Origin of the sequence: Burkholderia sp. LS-044, from assembly GCF_004803625.1 — a bacterium.
Lineage (GTDB): Bacteria > Pseudomonadota > Gammaproteobacteria > Burkholderiales > Burkholderiaceae > Burkholderia > Burkholderia cepacia.
Genome location: NZ_SSWO01000018.1, coordinates 25,727 through 44,227, shown reverse-complemented (window position 1 = coordinate 44,227; position 18,501 = coordinate 25,727). Strand labels below are relative to the sequence as shown.

At 67.6% G+C, this 18,501-nt stretch carries 15 protein-coding genes and 1 tRNA gene; 9 read left to right on the top strand and 7 right to left on the bottom strand.

Features of this window, described 5'->3' with window-relative positions; genetic code table 11:
- The first annotated feature begins 17 nt into the window (after positions 1-17).
- From E9536_RS33425 to E9536_RS33395, 7 genes are all read left to right on the top strand, one after another.
- A tRNA-Arg gene (locus E9536_RS33425) sits at positions 18-93 on the top strand.
- Complete coding sequence (locus tag E9536_RS33420; RefSeq protein ID WP_136472217.1) at positions 64-333, top strand: hypothetical protein; 270 nt, start codon at positions 64-66, stop codon at positions 331-333. Before E9536_RS33425 ends, E9536_RS33420 begins: the two co-directional genes overlap by 30 nt.
- The gene (locus tag E9536_RS33415) at positions 330-659 is read left to right on the top strand and encodes a helix-turn-helix transcriptional regulator (RefSeq protein ID WP_136472215.1); all 330 of its coding nucleotides are present in this window, start codon (positions 330-332) and stop codon (positions 657-659) included. Before E9536_RS33420 ends, E9536_RS33415 begins: the two co-directional genes overlap by 4 nt.
- A gap of 148 nt (positions 660-807) precedes the next feature.
- Positions 808-2,481 (top strand): TIGR04222 domain-containing membrane protein, encoded by a 1,674-nt coding sequence (locus E9536_RS33410; protein ID WP_136472213.1) that lies wholly within the window; start codon positions 808-810, stop codon positions 2,479-2,481.
- A 421-nt stretch (positions 2,482-2,902) separates the two neighbouring features.
- Complete coding sequence (locus E9536_RS33405; RefSeq protein WP_060174974.1) at positions 2,903-3,646, top strand: acetyltransferase; 744 nt, start codon at positions 2,903-2,905, stop codon at positions 3,644-3,646.
- Positions 3,647-3,685: 39 nt separating this feature from the next.
- Positions 3,686-5,626, top strand: coding sequence for a tetratricopeptide repeat-containing glycosyltransferase family protein (locus E9536_RS33400; protein WP_136472211.1), 1,941 nt, complete (start codon positions 3,686-3,688; stop codon positions 5,624-5,626).
- Between the two features lie 92 nt (positions 5,627-5,718).
- On the top strand, positions 5,719-6,381 hold the full coding sequence (locus tag E9536_RS33395) for an acetyltransferase (protein WP_136472209.1): 663 nt from the start codon (positions 5,719-5,721) through the stop codon (positions 6,379-6,381).
- A gap of 10 nt (positions 6,382-6,391) precedes the next feature.
- Here the strand turns inward: E9536_RS33395 and vioA are convergent, their stop codons facing one another.
- The 5 genes from vioA to E9536_RS33370 all read right to left on the bottom strand — a co-directional run bounded on the left by vioA (position 6,392) and on the right by E9536_RS33370 (position 13,280).
- Entirely contained in the window at positions 6,392-7,534 is a 1,143-nt protein-coding gene (vioA, locus tag E9536_RS33390; RefSeq protein ID WP_027788660.1) for a dTDP-4-amino-4,6-dideoxy-D-glucose aminotransferase VioA, read from the bottom strand.
- Positions 7,535-7,562: 28 nt separating this feature from the next.
- On the bottom strand, positions 7,563-9,902 hold the full coding sequence (locus tag E9536_RS33385; protein ID WP_136472207.1) for a tetratricopeptide repeat protein: 2,340 nt from the start codon (positions 9,900-9,902) through the stop codon (positions 7,563-7,565).
- Between the two features lie 257 nt (positions 9,903-10,159).
- Complete coding sequence (gene fliT, locus E9536_RS33380) at positions 10,160-10,459, bottom strand: flagellar protein FliT (protein WP_027788658.1); 300 nt, start codon at positions 10,457-10,459, stop codon at positions 10,160-10,162.
- 25 nt (positions 10,460-10,484) lie between these two features.
- On the bottom strand, positions 10,485-11,993 hold the full coding sequence (fliD, locus tag E9536_RS33375) for a flagellar filament capping protein FliD (RefSeq protein WP_060174978.1): 1,509 nt from the start codon (positions 11,991-11,993) through the stop codon (positions 10,485-10,487).
- Between the two features lie 132 nt (positions 11,994-12,125).
- On the bottom strand, positions 12,126-13,280 hold the full coding sequence (locus E9536_RS33370) for a flagellin (protein ID WP_021161125.1): 1,155 nt from the start codon (positions 13,278-13,280) through the stop codon (positions 12,126-12,128).
- 520 nt (positions 13,281-13,800) lie between these two features.
- Between E9536_RS33370 and rpsU the strand changes: the two genes are divergently transcribed.
- The gene (gene rpsU / locus E9536_RS33365) at positions 13,801-14,013 is read left to right on the top strand and encodes a 30S ribosomal protein S21 (protein ID WP_006401410.1); all 213 of its coding nucleotides are present in this window, start codon (positions 13,801-13,803) and stop codon (positions 14,011-14,013) included.
- A 151-nt stretch (positions 14,014-14,164) separates the two neighbouring features.
- Here rpsU and E9536_RS33360 read toward each other — a convergent pair whose 3' ends face one another.
- Positions 14,165-16,288: a TonB-dependent receptor gene (locus tag E9536_RS33360; protein WP_136472205.1), complete on the bottom strand. Its 2,124-nt coding sequence runs from the start codon at positions 16,286-16,288 to the stop codon at positions 14,165-14,167.
- A 227-nt stretch (positions 16,289-16,515) separates the two neighbouring features.
- Here E9536_RS33360 and E9536_RS33350 point away from each other — a divergent pair, with 227 nt between their 5' ends.
- Positions 16,516-17,751, top strand: coding sequence for a PepSY-associated TM helix domain-containing protein (locus tag E9536_RS33350; protein WP_136472203.1), 1,236 nt, complete (start codon positions 16,516-16,518; stop codon positions 17,749-17,751).
- 126 nt (positions 17,752-17,877) lie between these two features.
- Here E9536_RS33350 and E9536_RS33345 read toward each other — a convergent pair whose 3' ends face one another.
- A complete protein-coding gene (locus E9536_RS33345; protein ID WP_059490251.1) occupies positions 17,878-18,480 on the bottom strand; it encodes a DNA-3-methyladenine glycosylase I in 603 nt (200 codons plus the stop codon).
- Positions 18,481-18,501: the final 21 nt, after the last annotated feature.

Below are 18,501 nucleotides of genomic sequence, written 5' to 3'. Positions count from 1 at the left end.
TCGTTTCACTGTCTCACGCGCCCGTAGCTCAATGGATAGAGTACTGCCCTCCGAAGGCAGGGGTTGCTGGTTCGATCCCAGCCGGGCGCGCCAAAACATGCCTGTTCAGGCGCTTGGCGGTTTCGCCATCTCATCCGCATCACCATTTCCCCGCTTGCAGTAATATTCCGGCCGGCTATCAGCATGGCGGTTTCCGATCGCGTGCATTCGACCGGGCGAAACCTTGCACCGATGTCGTTCGACGCACCCGAAGCCCGCCTGAAACGCCGATTGAACATGTCGACCGAAACGACGAACAGCCGCCCGGAAGCCGGCGCCGCGATCACCGCATGACCAAATCCCTCCCAGTCCAGATCATCAACGGCCGGGACGGCGCGCCAGCCTTCGTCGTGATTCCGTACGCGGACTATGTCGCGCAGCGGTGTGCGGCACGCGACCTGATTCCGCACGAGCTCGTGACGCGCGTCGTGTTCGACGGAAGCTCGCCCGCGCGCGCGTGGCGCGAGCATCTCGGCCTGACGCGGGCCGAGGTCGCGCGGCGGATCGGCATCAGTCGCTCGGACTACGCCAAACAGGAAAAGCGCGAGAAGCTGCGCAAGTCGATGCGCAAGAAGGTTGCGGCCGCGCTCGACATCACGATCGCGCAGCTCGATTTCTGACTTTCTGACCCGCGGCGCAGCGCCGCAAGCGGCCCTGCATGCAGGCCCGGCGTGCCGTCGCGCCGCCTCGCCGATGTGCGAGAATCCCGCGCAACGACAACTCCAAGCGTCGATCGCGGCGGCCGTCCGCGCATCGCGCCGACTCCCGATGGCTGCCATTCCGTCTAACTCGACCGCAGTCGATGCCCGCGCGCTGACCGATGCGCAGCACGCGCTGCTCGCGCGTCTGCACGCGTATTCCCCTGACGACCCGAACGCGCCGCTGCCGTACAGCCGGCGTCTTGCCGAAGCCGAAGGCTGGTCGCATGCGCACGCGCTGGCCGTGATCGACGAATACAAGCGCTTCGCGTTTCTCGCGCAGGCGGCCGGACACCCGGTCACGCCGTCGGTCGCGATCGATGCCGCGTGGCATTTCCACCTGCAATACACGCTCGAATACTGGGACGTCTTCTGCGCCGGCGTGCTGCGCGCGCGGCTGCATCACATGCCCGGCACGGGCGCGCCGGACGAGGCCGCCGCGTACGCGCAGCGTTATCGCGACACGCTGGACAGCTATCGCCGGCTGTTCGGCTGCGAGCCGCCGGAGTCGATCTGGCCGCGGCCTGCCGGCCTGCGTGCCGCATCCGGATCGCCGCACCCGGAACCGTCGGCCGCGAACGGGGCGGGGGACGCGAATTCGCCGGCCGCCGTGCAGGCGCGCAGGACCTGGCGCGACCGGCTGCCGAGACTCGCCTGGCCGGCTGCCGCCGCGAGCGTCGCGGCGACCTGCGCATCGGCGCAGGACTTCAACGTGCTGAACTACGCGGGGCCGCAGTTTCTCGCGTTCTATGTGCCGGCGTGCGTCGTCGCGTTGTTGTTGATCGTCGTGCTTCAGGCGATCGAGTTCCGCTGTCGACGCTGGGGCGGGCATACGCGCAAGGCGTCGGCCGACCTGAGCGCCGACGAAGTCGCCTATCTCACCGGCGGCGAGGCACGGGTCGCCCAGGTCGTGACGATGTCGCTCGCGCAGGCGGGCGCGGTCGACCTGTGGATCGCACCCGGGCAGGGTGGCTACGTGCAGATCGCCGACATGGAACGTGCGGGGCGCCATGACGACCACTGCGCGTGGCTCAAGGAGCAGCCGTCCGGCACCGTGAGCTACGACGTGTTTCGCAAGCGACTCGCCGGGCATGCGCAGGAGGTCGTCGACGGAATGCGCGCACAAGGCTGGCTGTGGGCACCCGGCGAGATGCGCGCGTCGCGCCTGGCCGCGCGTGCGATCGTGCTGATCGTACTGGGCACGGGGGCCGCGAAACTCGCGATCGGCCTGAGCCGCGGGCGGCCCGTGTTGCTGCTCGCGGTCTGCATGGTGGTGTGCGCGGTCGCGTACCGGATCGTCGTGCGGCGGCTGACCGGTTTCGGGCGGGGTGGGGCGACGGCTGCCGGGCGGGCCGCGCTGCTTGCGCGCCGGATCGCGCACGATCCGCGCGCCGCGCGAAATCCACAGCGCCCGCAACCCTTGCAACCCTCGCAACCCGATGCGCACGCAGCACAGCAGACGCAGCAGACGCAGGACCGCGAACGCGACGACCCGGACCCGTTGCTGTGGACTGCCGCGCTGTTCGGTGCGGGTGCGCTGGCCGGCACCGCTTGGTCGGTGTATTCGCAAACCGTGCAGACCGCGTCGCGGATGTCGTCGCTCGCCGCGCTGAAAGCTGGCAGCGGCAGTGCGTTCGATGCATCGGACAGCAGTTGCTCGTCGTCGAGCTGCAGTTCGTCGAGTTCGTGCAGTTCCAGCTCGTGCAGTTCGAGTAGTTGCGGCGGGTGTTCGTCGAGTAATTGAGCGCGGGGGAGTGAGCGGCGCACACCGTTGGTGAAGGCGGCGGCGGCACATCGCCACGGCGGCCGGCTCCCGTGACGGAACCGGCCGGCCGGATCGAAGCGGCGACTCTGCCGACGTGTGAGCATCACGAAGGAAAACCGGGCGCCAATGCCCGAGCGCCGAATGATGCACGCACCCGTCATCGGCCGGCGACGGCAATTCCACGCCCACGCGCGGCGCATCCGGGCCGCGGACGCGAGACCTCACCAGCCCCTATCTCCGGAACAGAAGCCAGAACGCCGTTCTTATTCGTTGTCGGTTGCCGTCGCCGGCTTTCTATACTGCATCGTCCCTGCTCGTGGCCGATGTGCCGCGACGTTTTCCACCGCCGTTTCGAGCGGCCCGGCATCGAGCCGCCGCACCGGCACACTTGCGACCGCGAATGAACGTTACGACCTCCGACGATTGTATTGGCGTGCTGCCTGACCATCCGTGGGCGAAGCATTTCATCGTGCTCGGCTACCGGGATGGTGCCTTTTCGGCGATTCCGAACAATTTTTTCCGCAACTGGGTCGATGAAGAGGCGCCGATGGGGACGTGTCATATCGGCCGGTGCTCGTCGATCGGTGTGGGTTCGATCGCAAAGTACGATCGGGACGTTCAGAAACTCGTGATCGGCAAGCACGTGGCTGGCGGAATGCGTCTGCGATTCCTGTTGAATGGCCAGCACGAGATCCGGACCATTTCCACGAGCCTGTTCAGCCTCTACGGTAACGGCCTCGAGAATCCGCCGATGCCGCAATACGCGGACACCGTGATCCACAACGACGTCTGGATCGGCGACGAAGCGCTGTTTCTCGGTGGCAGTCAGATCGAGAGCGGATGCGTGATCGGCGCGCGGGCCGTCATCCCGCCCAATTTCCGCACCGAGGCGTACGGCATCTATGCCGGCTCGCCGGCCCGTCTGATTCGCTTCCGCTTCACGGAAAAAGTGCGCGAACGACTGCTGCAGCTCGCGTGGTGGGACATGCCGCTCGACTGGATCAAGCAGAACAACGACGCATTTCTGGTCGATCTCACCGCCGACGAAGAGCGCGCACTCGACACGCTCGCAGCGCTCCAGGAGGCCAGGGACAGGGCCGTCAGCCAGCCGGGCCAACCGGCCGCCGTGCCGGCGTCCGTCTGAACGTCCGTTCGCGCCGCGCGCCGTGCGGCGCCGCATGACATGACCCTTGCTTCCGATGAATCCGCGCTGGTTCAACACGCCGCAACCCGGTGCCAGAACGGACAGTTCGCCGACGCGCTGTCGCTCGTCGCGCCCCTGCTCGACCGGCCGGCGCCGGCGGTCGCGGCGCTGCACATCGCGGCCGTCTGCGCGCTCGGCCTGAACCGGCTGGCCGACGCGGAAGCATGGTGGCGGCGCGCGATCGACGCGATGCCGGCGTTCGAGCCGGCCAGCGACGGCCTCGGCGCGTTGCTCGTGTCGCAAGGGCGCCTGGCCGATGCCGAGGCGCTCCTGCGCCGGCAGCTCGCGTCCGTCACGCCGTTGCGGGCGTCGCACCATCACCGGTTCGGCAAGGTGCTCGAAGCGCTCGGCCGGCTCGATGAAGCCGAGCAGGCATTCGGGCAGGCGCTGCTGATCGAGCCGCAGTCGGCCGACGTGCTGACCGATCTCGGCAACCTGTTGCGTGTGCTCGGCCGCCACGCCGAAGCGGAACTCGCCTACCGGCTCGCGATTACCGTGCGCACCGACTCCGTGCTTGCGCACGCCAATCTCGGCGCGATCCTCGTCGACATGCAGCGGCTGCCGGAAGCGGAAGCCGCCAGCCGCCAGGCGCTCGCGCTGTGCCCGGATCACCCGGAGGCGCACTACAACCTCGGCGTCGCGCTGCAGAACCTCGATCGCCTGCCGGAAGCCGAAGCGGCCTATCGCGACGCGATCCGTTGCCGTCCCGGCCTGCCGCAGCCGCACAACAATCTCGGCTGCGTCCTGCGCACGCAGGGGCGTCACGACGAAGCGATGGCCGTGTTCGCCGAGGCACTGTCGCTCGCTCCGGACATGGCCGAAGTGCACTACAACCTCGGCACCACGTTCGCGCATGCCGGCCGCCACGACGACGCCGAACGCGCGTACCGCCGCGCGCTCGAACTGCGTGCGGACTATGGCGATGCGCGTTTCGGCCTGGCGACGCTGTTGCTCGGCCTGGGCCGGTTCGAAGAAGGCTGGCGGCGCTACGAATCGCGCTACGAACACACGGCGTTCGTGCACCGCCGGACCCGCGAGGTGCTGCGGTGCGCGCAGTGGCAGGGCGAGCCGCTCGTCGGCAAGACGCTGCTCGTCTGGCAGGAAGACGGCCTGGGCGACATGCTGCAGTTCAGCCGTTATTTCGCGGAATATCGTGCGCGGCACGCGACGCGCGTGGTGTTCGCGTGCCAGCCCGCGCTGCATCGGCTGATGGCGACGGTCGAGGGCGTCGACGCGGTGCTCGATCACGAGACGGCGACGGCGCAAGCCGCGCAGTTCGATTACTGGACGAGCCTGCTGAGCGCGCCGATGCACATGGGCACGACACTCGACACGATCCCGCCGCCGGTGCGGCTCGCGCCCGATCCGGCCTGCGCCGCGCGCTGGCGCGCACGCGTCGATGGGCTGCCGGCCGGCCCGCGCGTCGGGCTCGTGTGGAAAGGCAACCCGAAGCATCACAACGACGCGTACCGCTCGCTGCCGTCGCTTGCGTTGCTGACGCCGCTTTGGAGCGTGCCGGGGGTGAATTTTGTGAGTCTGCAGAAAGGGCAGGGCGAGGACGAGGCGCGTCAGCCGCCGGGCGGCCTGCCGTTGCTGCATCTGGGCTCGGAGATCGACGATTTCGCGGATACGGCCGCGGTCGTCGCGCAACTCGATCTCGTGGTGTGCGTCGACACGTCCACCGCGCATCTGGCCGCGTCGCTCGGCAAGCCTTGCTGGGTGCTGCTGCCGAATCAGGACGTGGACTGGCGCTGGATGCACGGCCGCGACGATTCGCCGTGGTATCCGGGCACGGTGCGGCTGTTCCGGCGCGGGCGCGACGAGAGCTGGATCCGGTTGGCCGAGCGCGTGCGGGCGGCGTTTGCCGCGCATTTTGCAGCGGGTCGCGTGACGGCGGACGAGACGGCGCAGGTCGTCTGACATGACGGCGCGCGCCGCGCGAGTGCGGCGACGCGGCATACTGCGGGGAACGCGGCAAGGCCGCCCCTGCTTTCAGATCAATCGAGGCCCTTGTGGAAAACATCGTCATCGTCGGCTCGTCCGGTCACGCCAAGGTCGTGATCGACATCGTCGAACAGGCTGGCCGGTACCGGATCGCCGGGCTGATCGATTCGTTCCGGCCCCGCGGCGAGGAAACCCTCGGCTACGCGGTGCTGGGCGCCGAACGCGACCTGCCGGATCTGGTCGGTGCGCACGGCATCGCCGGGCTGCTGGTCGCCATCGGCGACAACCACGCGCGCGAGAACGTGACGGCCGCACTTGCGGCGCTCGTGCCGGGCCTGCCGTGCGTGTCGGCGGTGCATCCGGCCGCACGCATCGGCAAGGCGTCGACGATCGGCGCGGGGACGGTCGTGATGGCCGGCGCGGTGATCAACCCGTGCTGCACGATCGGCAGCGGGTGCATCGTCAATACGAACGCGTCGCTCGATCACGACGGCACGATGGAGGATTTCTCGAGTCTCGCGCCAGGCGTCGTCACGGGCGGCAACTGCCGGATCGGCCGCGGCGCGGCGATCGGCCTCGGTGCGATGCTGCGGCACCGGATCGCGGTGGGCGAGCACGGCGTCGTGGGCGCGGGCGCGGTCGTGCTGCACGACGTCGAGCCGTACACCGTCGTGTACGGCAACCCGGCCCGCCGGATCCGCACGCGCGCGGCCGGCGAGCGTTACCTGTAGGCGTCGCGCGTCAGCGCGCGATCAGCTCGACGATACGGCGGACCATGTCGTCGGTGAGCGCCGGGTAGATCGGCAGGCACAGCACCTTGCGCGCGGCCTCGGTCGCCACGGGCAGGTTGTCGCGGTTGGCGGACGGCAGCCCGCGGTACATCGGGAATTCCGAAATCAGCGGATGGAAGTAGCGGCGCGCGTACACGTCGTAGTCGCGCAGCTTCCGGTACAGCCCGTCGCGATCGAGCGGATAGTCTTCGTCGACGAGGATCGCGAAATACGCGTGGTTCGCGACGGTCTGGCCGCCGAGCGGCACGCAGCGGATGCCGCGCACGTCGGCGAGCAGCGTGCGGTACAGCGTGTCGATTTCGCGGCGGCGCGCGAGTGCGCCGTCGATGTGCTGCAACTGCAGCATCCCGAACGCGGCGTTGATTTCGCTCATCTTGCCGTTGATGCCGGGCGCGACGACCGTGACTTCGTCGACGAAACCGAAGTTCTTCAGGTGATCGATCCGTTGCTTGGTCTTCGCGTCGGGGCAGATGATCGCGCCGCCTTCGAACGTGTTGAACACCTTCGTCGCGTGGAAGCTCAGCACCGACAGATCGCCGTGGGTGAGCACGCTGCCGGTGGTGTTCTGCACACCGAACGCATGCGCGGCGTCATAGATCACGCGCAGGTTGTAGTTGTCGGCGATCTTCTGGATTGCGTCGACGTCGCACGGATTGCCGTAGCAGTGCACGGGCATGATCGCGGTGGTCTGCGGCGTGATCGCCGCCTCGATGCGCGCGGGGTCCAGGTTGAGCGTGCCGGGCGTGACGTCGACGAATACCGGCTTGATGCCGTTCCACAGCAGCGAATGCGCGGTGGCGACGAACGAATACGGCGTCGTGATCACTTCGCCGTTGATGCGCAGCGCCTGCAGCGCGGTGACGAGCGCGAGCGTGCCGTTCGCGAACAGCGACAGGTGCGGCACGCCGAGATACTCGCACAGCGCGCGCTCGAACTGCTGGTGGAACGGGCCGCCGTTGGTCAGCGTGCGGCTCTCCCAGATCTTCTCCAGGTACGGCAGGAATTCGTCGAGCGGCGGCAGGTGCGGCTGCGTGACGTAGATGCGTTCGTGCGGCAGTTGCGCGACGGACGACGCGGGCAGGCTGGCGGTCATGATGGTCTCTCTCGATCTGACGTGAGGTTCAGGCCTCTGCCGCGGCCTGTGCGGTGGTCATGTCGTCGAACAGCGGCGTATCGAATGCGGTCGCGGGTTCGCCCGCGCACCAGCGGGTCCACATCGTGCGCAGCGCCGACGACAGCCCGGCCGCGACGACAGCCGGCCGGAACGCGGCGGACTCTCCGCAGCGCGCGCGCAGGCTGGCGCGAAGCGCCTGCAGCGCGGCGGTGTCGCGGCCGAGCGCCAGCGCCCTCGCGACGAAGTCGTCCTCGTCGGTCGCGATGTACGCGTCGAGCCCGACGTGCTGCAGCCAGCCCGCGCTGCCGCGCCCGGCCATCGTCGCGCCGGGGATCGTCACGGTCGGCACGCCCATCCACAGCGCGTTCAACGTCGTGGTCGAACCGGTGTACGGGAACGCGTCGAGACAGAGGTCGACGCCGTGATGCTGCTGCATGTAGACGGGAATGTTCGAGCGCCGGTGGAACGTCAGGCGGCCGGCATCGATGCCGGCGGCTGCGAACCATTCGGTCAGCGTCTGCTGGTCGCCGTCGTTGCCGATCGCGCCGAGCGCCATGCGTGCGGTCGGGTCCGCGTGCAGCACGCGTGCCCAGACCTGGATCACGTGCGGGCTCAGCTTGTTCAGTCGGTTGAAGCTGGCGTACGTCGTATAGCCGTTGTGCAGCGCCGGCAGCACGTTGACGGGCGGGCAGTTCGGCGGCGGCATGAACGGCGCGATTGCGGGCAGCCGCACGATCTGCTCGACGAACTGGTCGTCGAATGCGCCGTGCGGCGCGACGAAGCGGTCCGTCAGGTAGTAGTCCATCGCGGTGAGGCCGGTCGTGGCCGGATAGCCGATCCACGACGCCTGAACCGGCGCGGCGCGCTGCGCCAGCGCAACGAGCCGGTTGCGGCCGGTATGGCCCGACAGGTCGATCACGATGTCGATGCCGTCGTTGCGCACGCGTTCGAGGAAGGCCGAGTCGCTCATGCCGGTGACGTTGCGCCAGGTCGTGGCGTGGGCCTTGAAGCGCTCGGACGTGTGATCTTCCTCGAAGTGATTGTGATAGAAGTGCATCGCAATGCCGGGGTCGGCTGCGAGATGCTCGATCACGGGCACCGCGTAGGAGGCGACTGCGTGGCTGTACAGGTCGCCCGACACGAAGCCGACCTGCAGCTTGCGCGCCGGATCGCGCGGGTTCGAGAACACGGCCGCGCGCTTGCGCTTTTGATTGTCGTAGCGCGTGCCGAACTTGCGGTGTTCCGCAACGAGCGCCTGCGGATCGAATTCGCTGCTGTGCGCGATACAGAACAGCATGCTGCTATGGGTGACGCTGTCGGTCGGGTTGATTTCGATCGCGCGCTTCAGCCAGCCTATCGCTTCCTGCGTTGCGCCCAGTTCGAGCAGCACGAAGCCGAGCGTGCCGCACGGCGCGGCCGCGCCGGGCGCGAGTTCGACCGCACGCCGGCAGGCCGCGAGCGCTTCATCCGTGCGGCGCAGCGCGAACAGCACGAGACCTCGGATCCGCATGGCCTCCGGGTGATCGGGCTGAAGCTGGTACAGGCGCATGCACTGCTCGTCGGCTTCCGCGAGACGGTTCATCGCCCGCAGCGTATCGGTCAGCAGGATGCGCACGAGGACTTCGTTCGGCAGCAATTCGACCGTGCGCAAGCCGGCCTCGATCATCTCCGGGAAGCGGCCTTCCCGGTGAAGCGAGGCGGACAGCGCGCGCCAGCATGCGCCGTCTTCCGGATAGTCGGCGACCAGTTTTCGTGCAAGCGCGGTGGCTTCCGCGTGCCTGTTCTTGTCGAACAGCGCTGCGTGCTTTTGCAGCAGCGTCTGATTGGGGCGGCGGGCAGACTTGCCGGAGTCGCTCCGCCCGGCCGCGGTTTCCAGGACGATCGCCGCGTCGATGCCGCTTGGGGCGGCCGCGACCGCTGCAGTTGCGAGCACGATGTCGGGTGACGCCAACTGGGCGATCAGGCCGTTCAGCGCGGGGCCGTGCACGCCGCGCTGCTGCGCGATTTCGACCGCGATCCACGCGGCGGCCGTCTGCCCGCTGCGATGCAGCGCGTGAATGTAGCTGACCCAGTAGTAGCCGTTGTCCGGGCTCGCGCCGAGGGCGGCTTCGAAATGCGGCACCGCGTCGGCCGCGTGGCCCGTATCGGCCAGCAGCACCGCGAGGTTGTAATGCGCATCCCCATGCGCGGGCACCGCGTCGAGGATGGCCTCGTACAGCGCCCGGGCGTCGTCGAACGCGCCGCTGCGATGGCGCTCGAGCGCGTTGTCCATGACGAGCGCAATGTCCTGCGCAAGCTGCTGTTCGGGCGTAAGCGTGGCGGAGGCGGACAGGTCGAGCGAGAGCATGATGGAATCTGCGGAAAGTCGGTCGATACCATTATGGGTAGCGCGCCGCTGCGCCGATGCGGCGAGATGACGGTAAAAGCCCGGTCAGTTTGGCCGATTGAACGGCCCGCCGCGGGGCCGGGCGGTGCGACTGGCGGCGCCCCAAAAAAAACGCCCGCACGAGGCGGGCGGAGGCGAACGAGCACGCCCTCACATCAGCGCGTAGTTCTTGTTGTCAGGTTGGCGGCGCGCGCGTGTCGGGCGCCGCGTGGCGCGATTTAACGGCTCGCGATGCTCTGGTACTGGCCGACGGCCTGCACGCGGCCCATCGCCGCCTGGTATTCGTTGGTCAGCTCCTGCTGCGCGCGTTGCGCGTCGGCGAAGATGCGCGCGTTGCTGGCCTGAATCCGGCGGATCGCGGCGATGCCGGCCGGCGGCTGATCGGCCGCGAGCGACGCAACGAGCGGCTCGCGCAGGTCGACGAGGCGCGCCGCCTCGATCCAGTCGGCCATCGCGGCCGCATGTTCGATCGCGTCGGTGAGCGCGTCGAGCTGGGCGATCAGTTCAGTCTGTTCCATCGTGGCTCTCCTGTCCGGCCAGCGGTCAGCTCTTGTTGCTCGACAGCGCGCCGGCACTGTTCGTGCCGCCGAACAGCTGCGTCAGGTACTGCGAGTTGCTGTTCATCGTCGCCATCAGCGTGTTGAGCGCGGTGAATTGCGCCTGGTACTGGCTGGTCAGCTGCGCGACGTAGTTCGACAGGTTGGTCTGCTGCGTGGCGACGCTTTTCAGGTCGTTGTTGAGCGCGGTCGTGCGTGCGGCGATCAGCCCGCCCGTCTGCGTGTAGTTCGTGATGTCCTTCGTCAGCTGCTGGCCGATCCCGTTCGTCGAGTTGAACAGCGACGCGACGCCGGTCGGGTTGTTCTGCAGTGCGGAGTTGAGCGCGGTGCTGTCGACCTGCAGCGTGCCGTCGGCCTGCAGCGTGACGCCGATCGACGCGAGGTTGACCGTCGAGCCGTTGCTGCTCACGCCGCCCGCGACGACCGACGCGAGTGCGTTGCGGATCGTGTTCAGCGTCGAGTCGCCGAGCAGCGGGCCTTGCGACGACGCGCCGGCCGTGAAGCTCGACAGCGAGCCCATCGTCGTGACGAGCGTGTTGTAGAGCGTCACGAAGTTGTTGATCGCCGACGCTTGCGTCTTCGTGTCGGTGGCGACCGTCAGCGTTTGCGGCTGCGTGCCGCTGACGGCGGCCGAGGTCAGGTTCAGCGTGACGCCGGTGATCGCGCCCGTCACGGTGTTGCTCGCGCTCGTCGCGGCGATGCCGTTGATCGTGAAGGCGGCGTCCTGCGCGGCGGTGCTTTGCTTCCAGGCGGCGCTGCTGTTGGCGGACGCAATGGACGACTGGCCGCCCGTCGTGCTGGCCGTCGACGTGACGCCGAGGCTGGAGAGGCCGTTGTCGCCGGTCACGTTGCTGACCGTGACGCTGATCGCATTCGCCGCACCGGTCGGCGTCGAGCTGAGCACGAGGTGCGCGCCGTCGCTGCCGTTGACGACGGACGCGACGATGCCCGGGTTGCCGGTCGTGTTGTTGATCGCGGCGGCGATGCCGGACAGCGTGTTGTTGTTGCTGCCCACGTTGACCGTGAACGACTTGCTGCCGAGCGACAGCGTCATCGTGCCGGTGCCGAGCGTCGTCGACGCACCGAACGCGGCCGACGACAGCGACTGCGACGTCGCGATCTGCGTGACGCCGACCGAATAGCTGCCGGCGACGGCGCCGGCGCCCGCGGTCGCGGTCAGGCCGGTGCCGCTCGCGGTGGCGGTGAAGGTGTTTTGCAGCGAGCCGTTCGACAGTGTCGTGACGCCGGCCTGGAGTGCGCTCAGCGCGGCCGAAAGGGCGCCGTACGCGGAAATCTGGGTGTTGTCGCTGGCCTGCTGCGCGCTGAGCGCGGCGGTCTGGCCGGCGGTCTTCGCATTGACGAGTGCCGTCACGAGCGAGTTGACGTCCATCGACGAGTTGCCGGTCGATCCGCTGATGATCGATTGGGCGGCCTGTTGCAGCGCGCTGTTGGCCGAGCTGTTGGCGGCGGTGACGGCGGGATTGATCGTCGACATCGTAGTGCTCCGTGCGGCGGGTAGTCCGTGAAATTCTGGATAAGGACCTGGCGGCGGGGCAAGGCCCCGCGCGCCAAGTGACGACGGCCGGGCCGCGCGTTACGCGGGGCCCGGCCGTGGGTTGCTACGCGATTACTGCAGGAGCTTCAGGACCTGCTGCGGCAGCGAGTTTGCCTGTGCGAGCACCGAGATGCCAGCTTGTTGCAGCACCTGGTTCTTCGACATGTTCGCGGTTTCCTGCGCGAAGTTCGCGTCGGTGATCTGCGACTGTGCCGACGACAGGTCGGTCGATTCTGCCTGCTGCGCCGTGGCGATTGCCGTGAAGCGGTTTTGTGCCGCACCGAGCTGTGCCTGAACGTTGTTCACCGTTTGCAGCGCGTTGTCGATCGACACCATCGCGACGTTCGCACCGCTGACGGTGCTGATGTCGAGGCCCGACACGGTTGCCGGCTTGTTGACGGCGTTGATCTGCGCAACTGCGTTCGTGATTGCGGTGAGCGCCGCCGACGACATGCTCGTGCTGGTTGCGCTCGCTTGAATCGACAGATTGCCGACTGCCGTGCCGTTGCTGGTCGTTGCGCTTGCGCCGAACACGGACTGAGCAACGGTTTGCGCGATGGCGCCGCCGTTCTGGTCGGTGAACGTGTAGCCACCTTGACCGTCCGACAGCACGTTGATCGCGGTAATCGCCGCGCCCGACGACGTGTACACGCCGGCGGTGTCGAGGCTCAGGCCCGTCACCGTACCGACCGTCTGACCCTTCTGCACCAGGCCGCCGCCGATCTTGGCAGCCGACATGCTTTGGCTCAGGTCCAGCGAAATCGTCTGGCCGACGTTCGCGCCAACCTGGAACGACACGATGCCTGCGTTGCCGTTCAGGATGTTCGTGCCGTTGTACGTCGTTTGCGACGCGATACGGTTCACTTCCTGGATCTGTTGCGCAACTTCCTGTTGCAGTGCCGCTTGGTCGGTCGAGGACATCGTGCCCGTCGATGCCTGGACGGCCAGCTGGCGGATACGTTGCAGGCTGTTCGTCAGCGACGACAGTGCGCTCGATGCCGTTTGAATCATCGACACGCCGTCGTTCGCGTTCGACACGCCCTGGTTCAGACCGTTGATCTGGGTCTGCATCCGGGTCGAGATCGCGAGGCCTGCTGCGTCGTCTGCCGCGCTGTTGATGCGCTTGCCCGACGACAGGCGGGTGATTGCCTGGGACAGGGCGTTTTGCGAGCCGTTGAGGTTCTGCTGTGCAACCAGCGAGTTGATGTTGCTGTTAATTCCGAGCATGGAAAAATCTCCTGTGTAAGCCGAAAGCCCTGGAAAGCCGTTTTGGCGTCGGCGGAAGCACTCGTTCATTGCTGGCCGCCTCAGAGCAGGATTTCGGCGCACCAAAACAAAACTTGAGGGGCGCGTTGAGATTCGGCCCGATTTTTTATCCTTCTTTGTCATTTCGGACCGATCCGGCGCGATGCCGGATGGACGGGGCTTGAGAGCGGTCTCGCCACGCAGTCGTTCGCCTGTGCACACGCAATCGACAAAAGGGTGGTTTTGTCTGTGATTCCCTGCTATGATGGCGGGCTGAATTGAGATTTCTGTCAAGCCTCTGCCGTTTTCGGCGTGTCTGCTGGCAGTCAAACGCGGCGCTGCACGCGGCTTGTGAAGCGTACTCGCGGTGCTTTCCGCCTCTCTTTTCCGGCCTCCGAGGCCGTATTTCCGCTCGTTTCGCCTGTTTGTGGGGACGCTCGGATGGCCGGTGCGTGGCGCTTGGCCGCTACGTTTTTGACCGTTTAAGCAATTTAGGAACGACATGACGACGATTCTTCTGAAAGAAAACGAGCCGTTCGAAGTGGCGATTCGCCGCTTTCGCCGTGCTATCGAAAAAAATGGCCTGATCGCTGAACTGCGCGAGCGCCAGTCCTACGAAAAGCCGACCGCAGTCCGCAAGCGCAAGAAGGCAGCAGCCGTCAAGCGCCTGCACAAGCGCCTGCGCAGCCAGATGCTGCCGAAGAAGCTCCACTAAGAGCGTCTGACGGTTCGCCGCGAAACGGCGGAGCGAGCTTCGAAAGAAGCCGCTCCGCCGTTTTGCTTTTGCGGCTCGGGAAAATCCCGAGGCCGCCGCGGTGCGGCCATGCCGGCCGGCAGCCGACGGCTTGCGGCCGCCGGCGCGGCGTTCAGAAGTCGATCTTCGCGCTCAGGCTCACCGTGCATGGGTCGCCCGGCTTCACGTAGTCCGCGTACTGGTATTCCCAGTAACGGCGGTTCAGCACGTTGTCGATCGACGCGCGCAGCGTCACGTCGTGGCGGCCGATCCGCGTCAGGTAACGCGCCCCCGCATTGACGACGAGAAAGCCCGGGGCGTCGAGGCCGCCGGCCGCGCGCAGCGGCGTCGCGCCGGTGAATTTCGCATCGACGCCGAGCGTCAGCCCCGGCACGCCGGGCACCGCATAGCCGATGTCGCCGGCGAGCACGAAACGCGGTGCGCCCGCGACGCGGTTGCCGTTGTTGCCGATCCCGTTCGCGTACCACGCGTCGAGCAGCATCGCGTCGACGCCCGCGTTCCAGCGCGCGCCGATTTTCGCGCGCGCGCCGAACTCGATCCCCTGAATGACCGATTCACCGTCCTGCACGTAGACGTTCGCCGCGTTCGCATATTCGGCGCTGCGCTCGATGCGGAACAACGCGGCCGTCGCGCTCCAGCGCGCGTGCTCGCTCTTGATCCCCAGTTCGTACTGTTTGCTGCGCAGCGGCTTGAGCACCTGGCCGGCGTTCGCGTAGACGTCGTTCACGCGGCTGCCGGGCTCGAGCGATTCGGCGTAGCTCGCGTACGCGGTGGTCGTCGGCGCGAGCTTGAACATCACCCCGAACGTCGGCGTCACCACGCCGTTCTGGCGATAGCCGGGATCCTCGGCGCCGCTCGCCTGGAACGAGCGCTGCTCGTAGTTCATGTAGCGCACGCCGGCGAGCACCGACCAGCGCGCCGTGAGCTGCACTGTGTCGCTCGCGAACAGCGATTTCTGCACGATCTCGCTCGTGCGGTACTGGACGAAGCCGTGCGGGCTGTCGTAGCGGTAAGGATTCGGCGCATACAGGTTGCCGGCGCCGAGCGGCACGAACACGCTGTTCGCCGAATAGTCGTTCGCCTGCTTCTGCCACGACGCGCCGATCACGATCTGGTGGCTGAACGGGCCGGTGCGTACCTTGCCCTCGACCATCGCGCGCCACTGGCTGAAGCGGTGATCCTCCATCCCGACGTAGCGGCTGTCGGTGTAGTTGCCGGCCGCATCCTGCAGGTACAGCGTGCTTTCGTTGCGGCGGCGCGTCGCCTTGCTGTAGCTGTACGCGACGTCGAGCTGCCAGTCGGGCGCGAACTGGTACTGCAGCCCGGCCGTATAGAGCTGCAGGTTCGTGTTCAGGTACTGGTCCCTGCCGCCGAGGTTCGTCGTGCCGCCGCTGATCGTCGCGGGCAGCACGCCGCCCGGATAGCTGCCGGTGAAGATCGACGGCGTCTGGCCCGTCGTGCGGCGATCCTGGTACAGCGCGCCGACATTCACCGACAGGTCGCGCGTCAGGTTCGCCTGCAGCGCGAGCGATACGCTGTCGCGGCGGATGTTGCCGTCGTTGTACGTCCTGCCTTCCTCGTGCGTCGCGTTCAGCCGCGCGCCGAACCTGCCGTCCGGCCCGAAGCGCTGGCCGAGATCGACGTGCTCGGTCCACACATTGGTGCTCCGGTAGCCGACGTCGACGCTGCGCACGGGTTCGGCGCCAGGCTGCTTCGTCACGTAGTTGACGACGCCGCCGGGCGTCACGAAGCCGTACAGGAAACCGCCGAGCCCCTTCAGCAGCTCGACGCGATCGAGCTGCTCGTACGGCATCGTGATCCCGTACGTGACGAACGGCAGCCCGTCGATCTTGTAGCCGTTCTGCCAGTCGAGCTGCATGCCGCGCACGGTCATGTAGCTGGCCCACGCGCTGTACGCGCCGCTGTTGTCGGACACCGACGCGTCGTTCGCGAACACGTCGCCGAGCTTGTACGGCTGGCGTGCCTCGAGTTCCTCGGACGTGACGATCGTCGTCGAGAACGGCGTGTCGAGCTGGCGGCGCGTGCCGAGCGCGCCGGTGGAGACCGTGTCGGTCAGGTGCTGCGGCGAGTCGTGCGCGGCCGTGACGTTGACGGCAGGCAGTACCGTGGCGCCGCCGGGAGAATCGTCCGCGTGCGCGAGCGACGCGGCAACGCAGGCAAGGGCGGCGGCCATGCGACGTGGACGGACGGGAGGGCGGGCGAGGCTGGTGGTCATCGTGGATAAGTAAAAATGCAAGTAAGAATCATTCGCATTGCGATAAAATGCCGCGCATCGTATCAAAACCCGTCGAACGCGCAACAATTCCATGCCGCGTGCAAGGGCATCCGGCCTCGCCAGCGACGGCCGGCACCGCTCGTGCGCGGCGCGTGACCTCAAATGATCTGCATTCCGTTGATCCGGGGCCGCTCGTGCCGGCCCGCTTTCCCTTTGCCGGGGGCGCGATGAATGCGTTCCTGCGACCGTTTCTCGTCCGCCTGCATCGCTGGTTCGGCCTCGCGATCGCGCTGTTCCTGTTCGCTGCGGGGCTGACCGGCGCACTGATCGCGTGGGACCACGAGCTCGACGCGCTACTGAACCCGGACTTCTACACCGCACGCAGCGATGCGGCGCCGCTTGATCCGCTCGCGCTCGCGGCGCGCATCGAGGCCGCCGACCCGCGCGTGCAGGTGACCTATCTGCCGCTCGCGATCGAACCGGGCCATACGCTGCAGGCCGGCGTGATGCCGCGCACCGATCCGGCGACCGGCCAGCCGTACGCGCTCGACTTCAGCCAGATCGCCGTCGATCCCGCGACCGGCGCGGTGCAGGGGCGCCGCGAATGGGGTGCGCTGTCGCTCGCGCGGCTCGACCTGATGCCGTTCATCTACCGGCTGCACTACTCGCTGTTCCTGCCGGTGTACGGCGGGATCAACTTCGGGTTCTGGGTGATGGGCGTCGTCGGCATCGTGTGGGCAATCGACAGCCTGATCGCGCTCGTGCTCGCGTTTCCGAACCTGAAAAGCTGGCGCAAGTCGTTCGCGTTCCGTGTGCGGCGCGGCGGCTATCCGCTGGTGTTCGACCTGCACCGCTCGGGCGGCGTGTGGGTGTGGGGGCTGCTGCTGGTCGTCGCGGTCACGTCGATCTCGATGAATCTCGCCTTGCCCGTCGTGCGGCCGCTGGTATCGCTGGTGTCGCCGCTCGCCGAGACGCCGTACACGAACCCCGAACACTTCCCGCCCGCGCCGCCGGGCAGCACGATGCTGCGGCGCGAGCGGATCGTCGAGATCTCGCGCGCGGCCGGGCGCGACGCCGGGATCGCCGCGCCGCCCGGCGCGCTGCTGTTCGCGCCGGCGATGAATGCCTACGCAGTCGGGTTCTTCACGCCCGGCAACGATCACGGCGACGTCGGGCTCGGCAACGCGTGGCTCTACTGGGACGCCGTGACCGGCAAGCCCGTCGCCGCCCAGGTGCCGGGCCGCGGCTCGGCCGGCGACCTGTTCATGCAGGCGCAGTTTCCGCTGCACTCGGGGCGGATCGCCGGCGTCGCGGGCCGCGCCGCGGTGAGCGTGCTCGGGATCGTCATCGCGATGCTGAGCGTGACGGGCATCTGCATCTGGGTGAAGAAGCGCAGCGCGCGCGTGCGGGCCGCACGCAGTGCGCGGGCGGTTGCGCCGGTGCCGTCGCGCGCCGCGAGGTGAGCGGTTGCGCGTTGCGCATTGTTTCGTGAGGGGGCGGCGGGCGGCCTGGCCGGAATTGCCGGTGCAACCGGCATAACCGCCGCAGGGCCGCGGCGAACGACGGGCGGCCGGCGGATGCCCGCGCCGTCAGCCCGCCTTGCGCCGGCGTGCCGGCTGCTTGCCGCCGAGCGCCGCGCATTGCGCGTGGCACGGGCAGCCGACCTCGTGATCGTTGACCATGCCGGTGGCCTGCATCAGCGCATAGCAGATCGTCGAACCGACGAACTTGCAGCCATACGCCTTCAGCGCCTTGCTGAGCGCGTCGGACTGCTCGGTCGACGCGGGCGCGTCGCGGTACGACTGCCACGCGTTCTGGACCGGCGTGCCGCCGACGAACGACCACAGGAACGCGGCGAGCGACCCGTGCTCTTCCCGGATGCGCTGCACGGCACGCGCATTGGTGACCGCCGATTCGACCTTGGCGCGATTGCGCACGATGCCGGGATTCTCGAGCAGCTTTTCGATGCGCTTCGGCGTGAAGCGCGCGACGGCATCGACGTCGAAATCCGCAAAGGCGTCGCGATAGCCCGCGCGCTTGTTCAGGATCGTCGACCACGACAGCCCGGCCTGCGCCCCTTCCAGGATCAGCATTTCGAACAGGTGGCGATCGTCGTGCGACGGCACGCCCCACTCGGTATCGTGATAGTGAGCATCCGCTTCAGTCTTCACCCAGTTGCACCGCTGCGACATCGTCTGCCTCGTTTTCAGTGT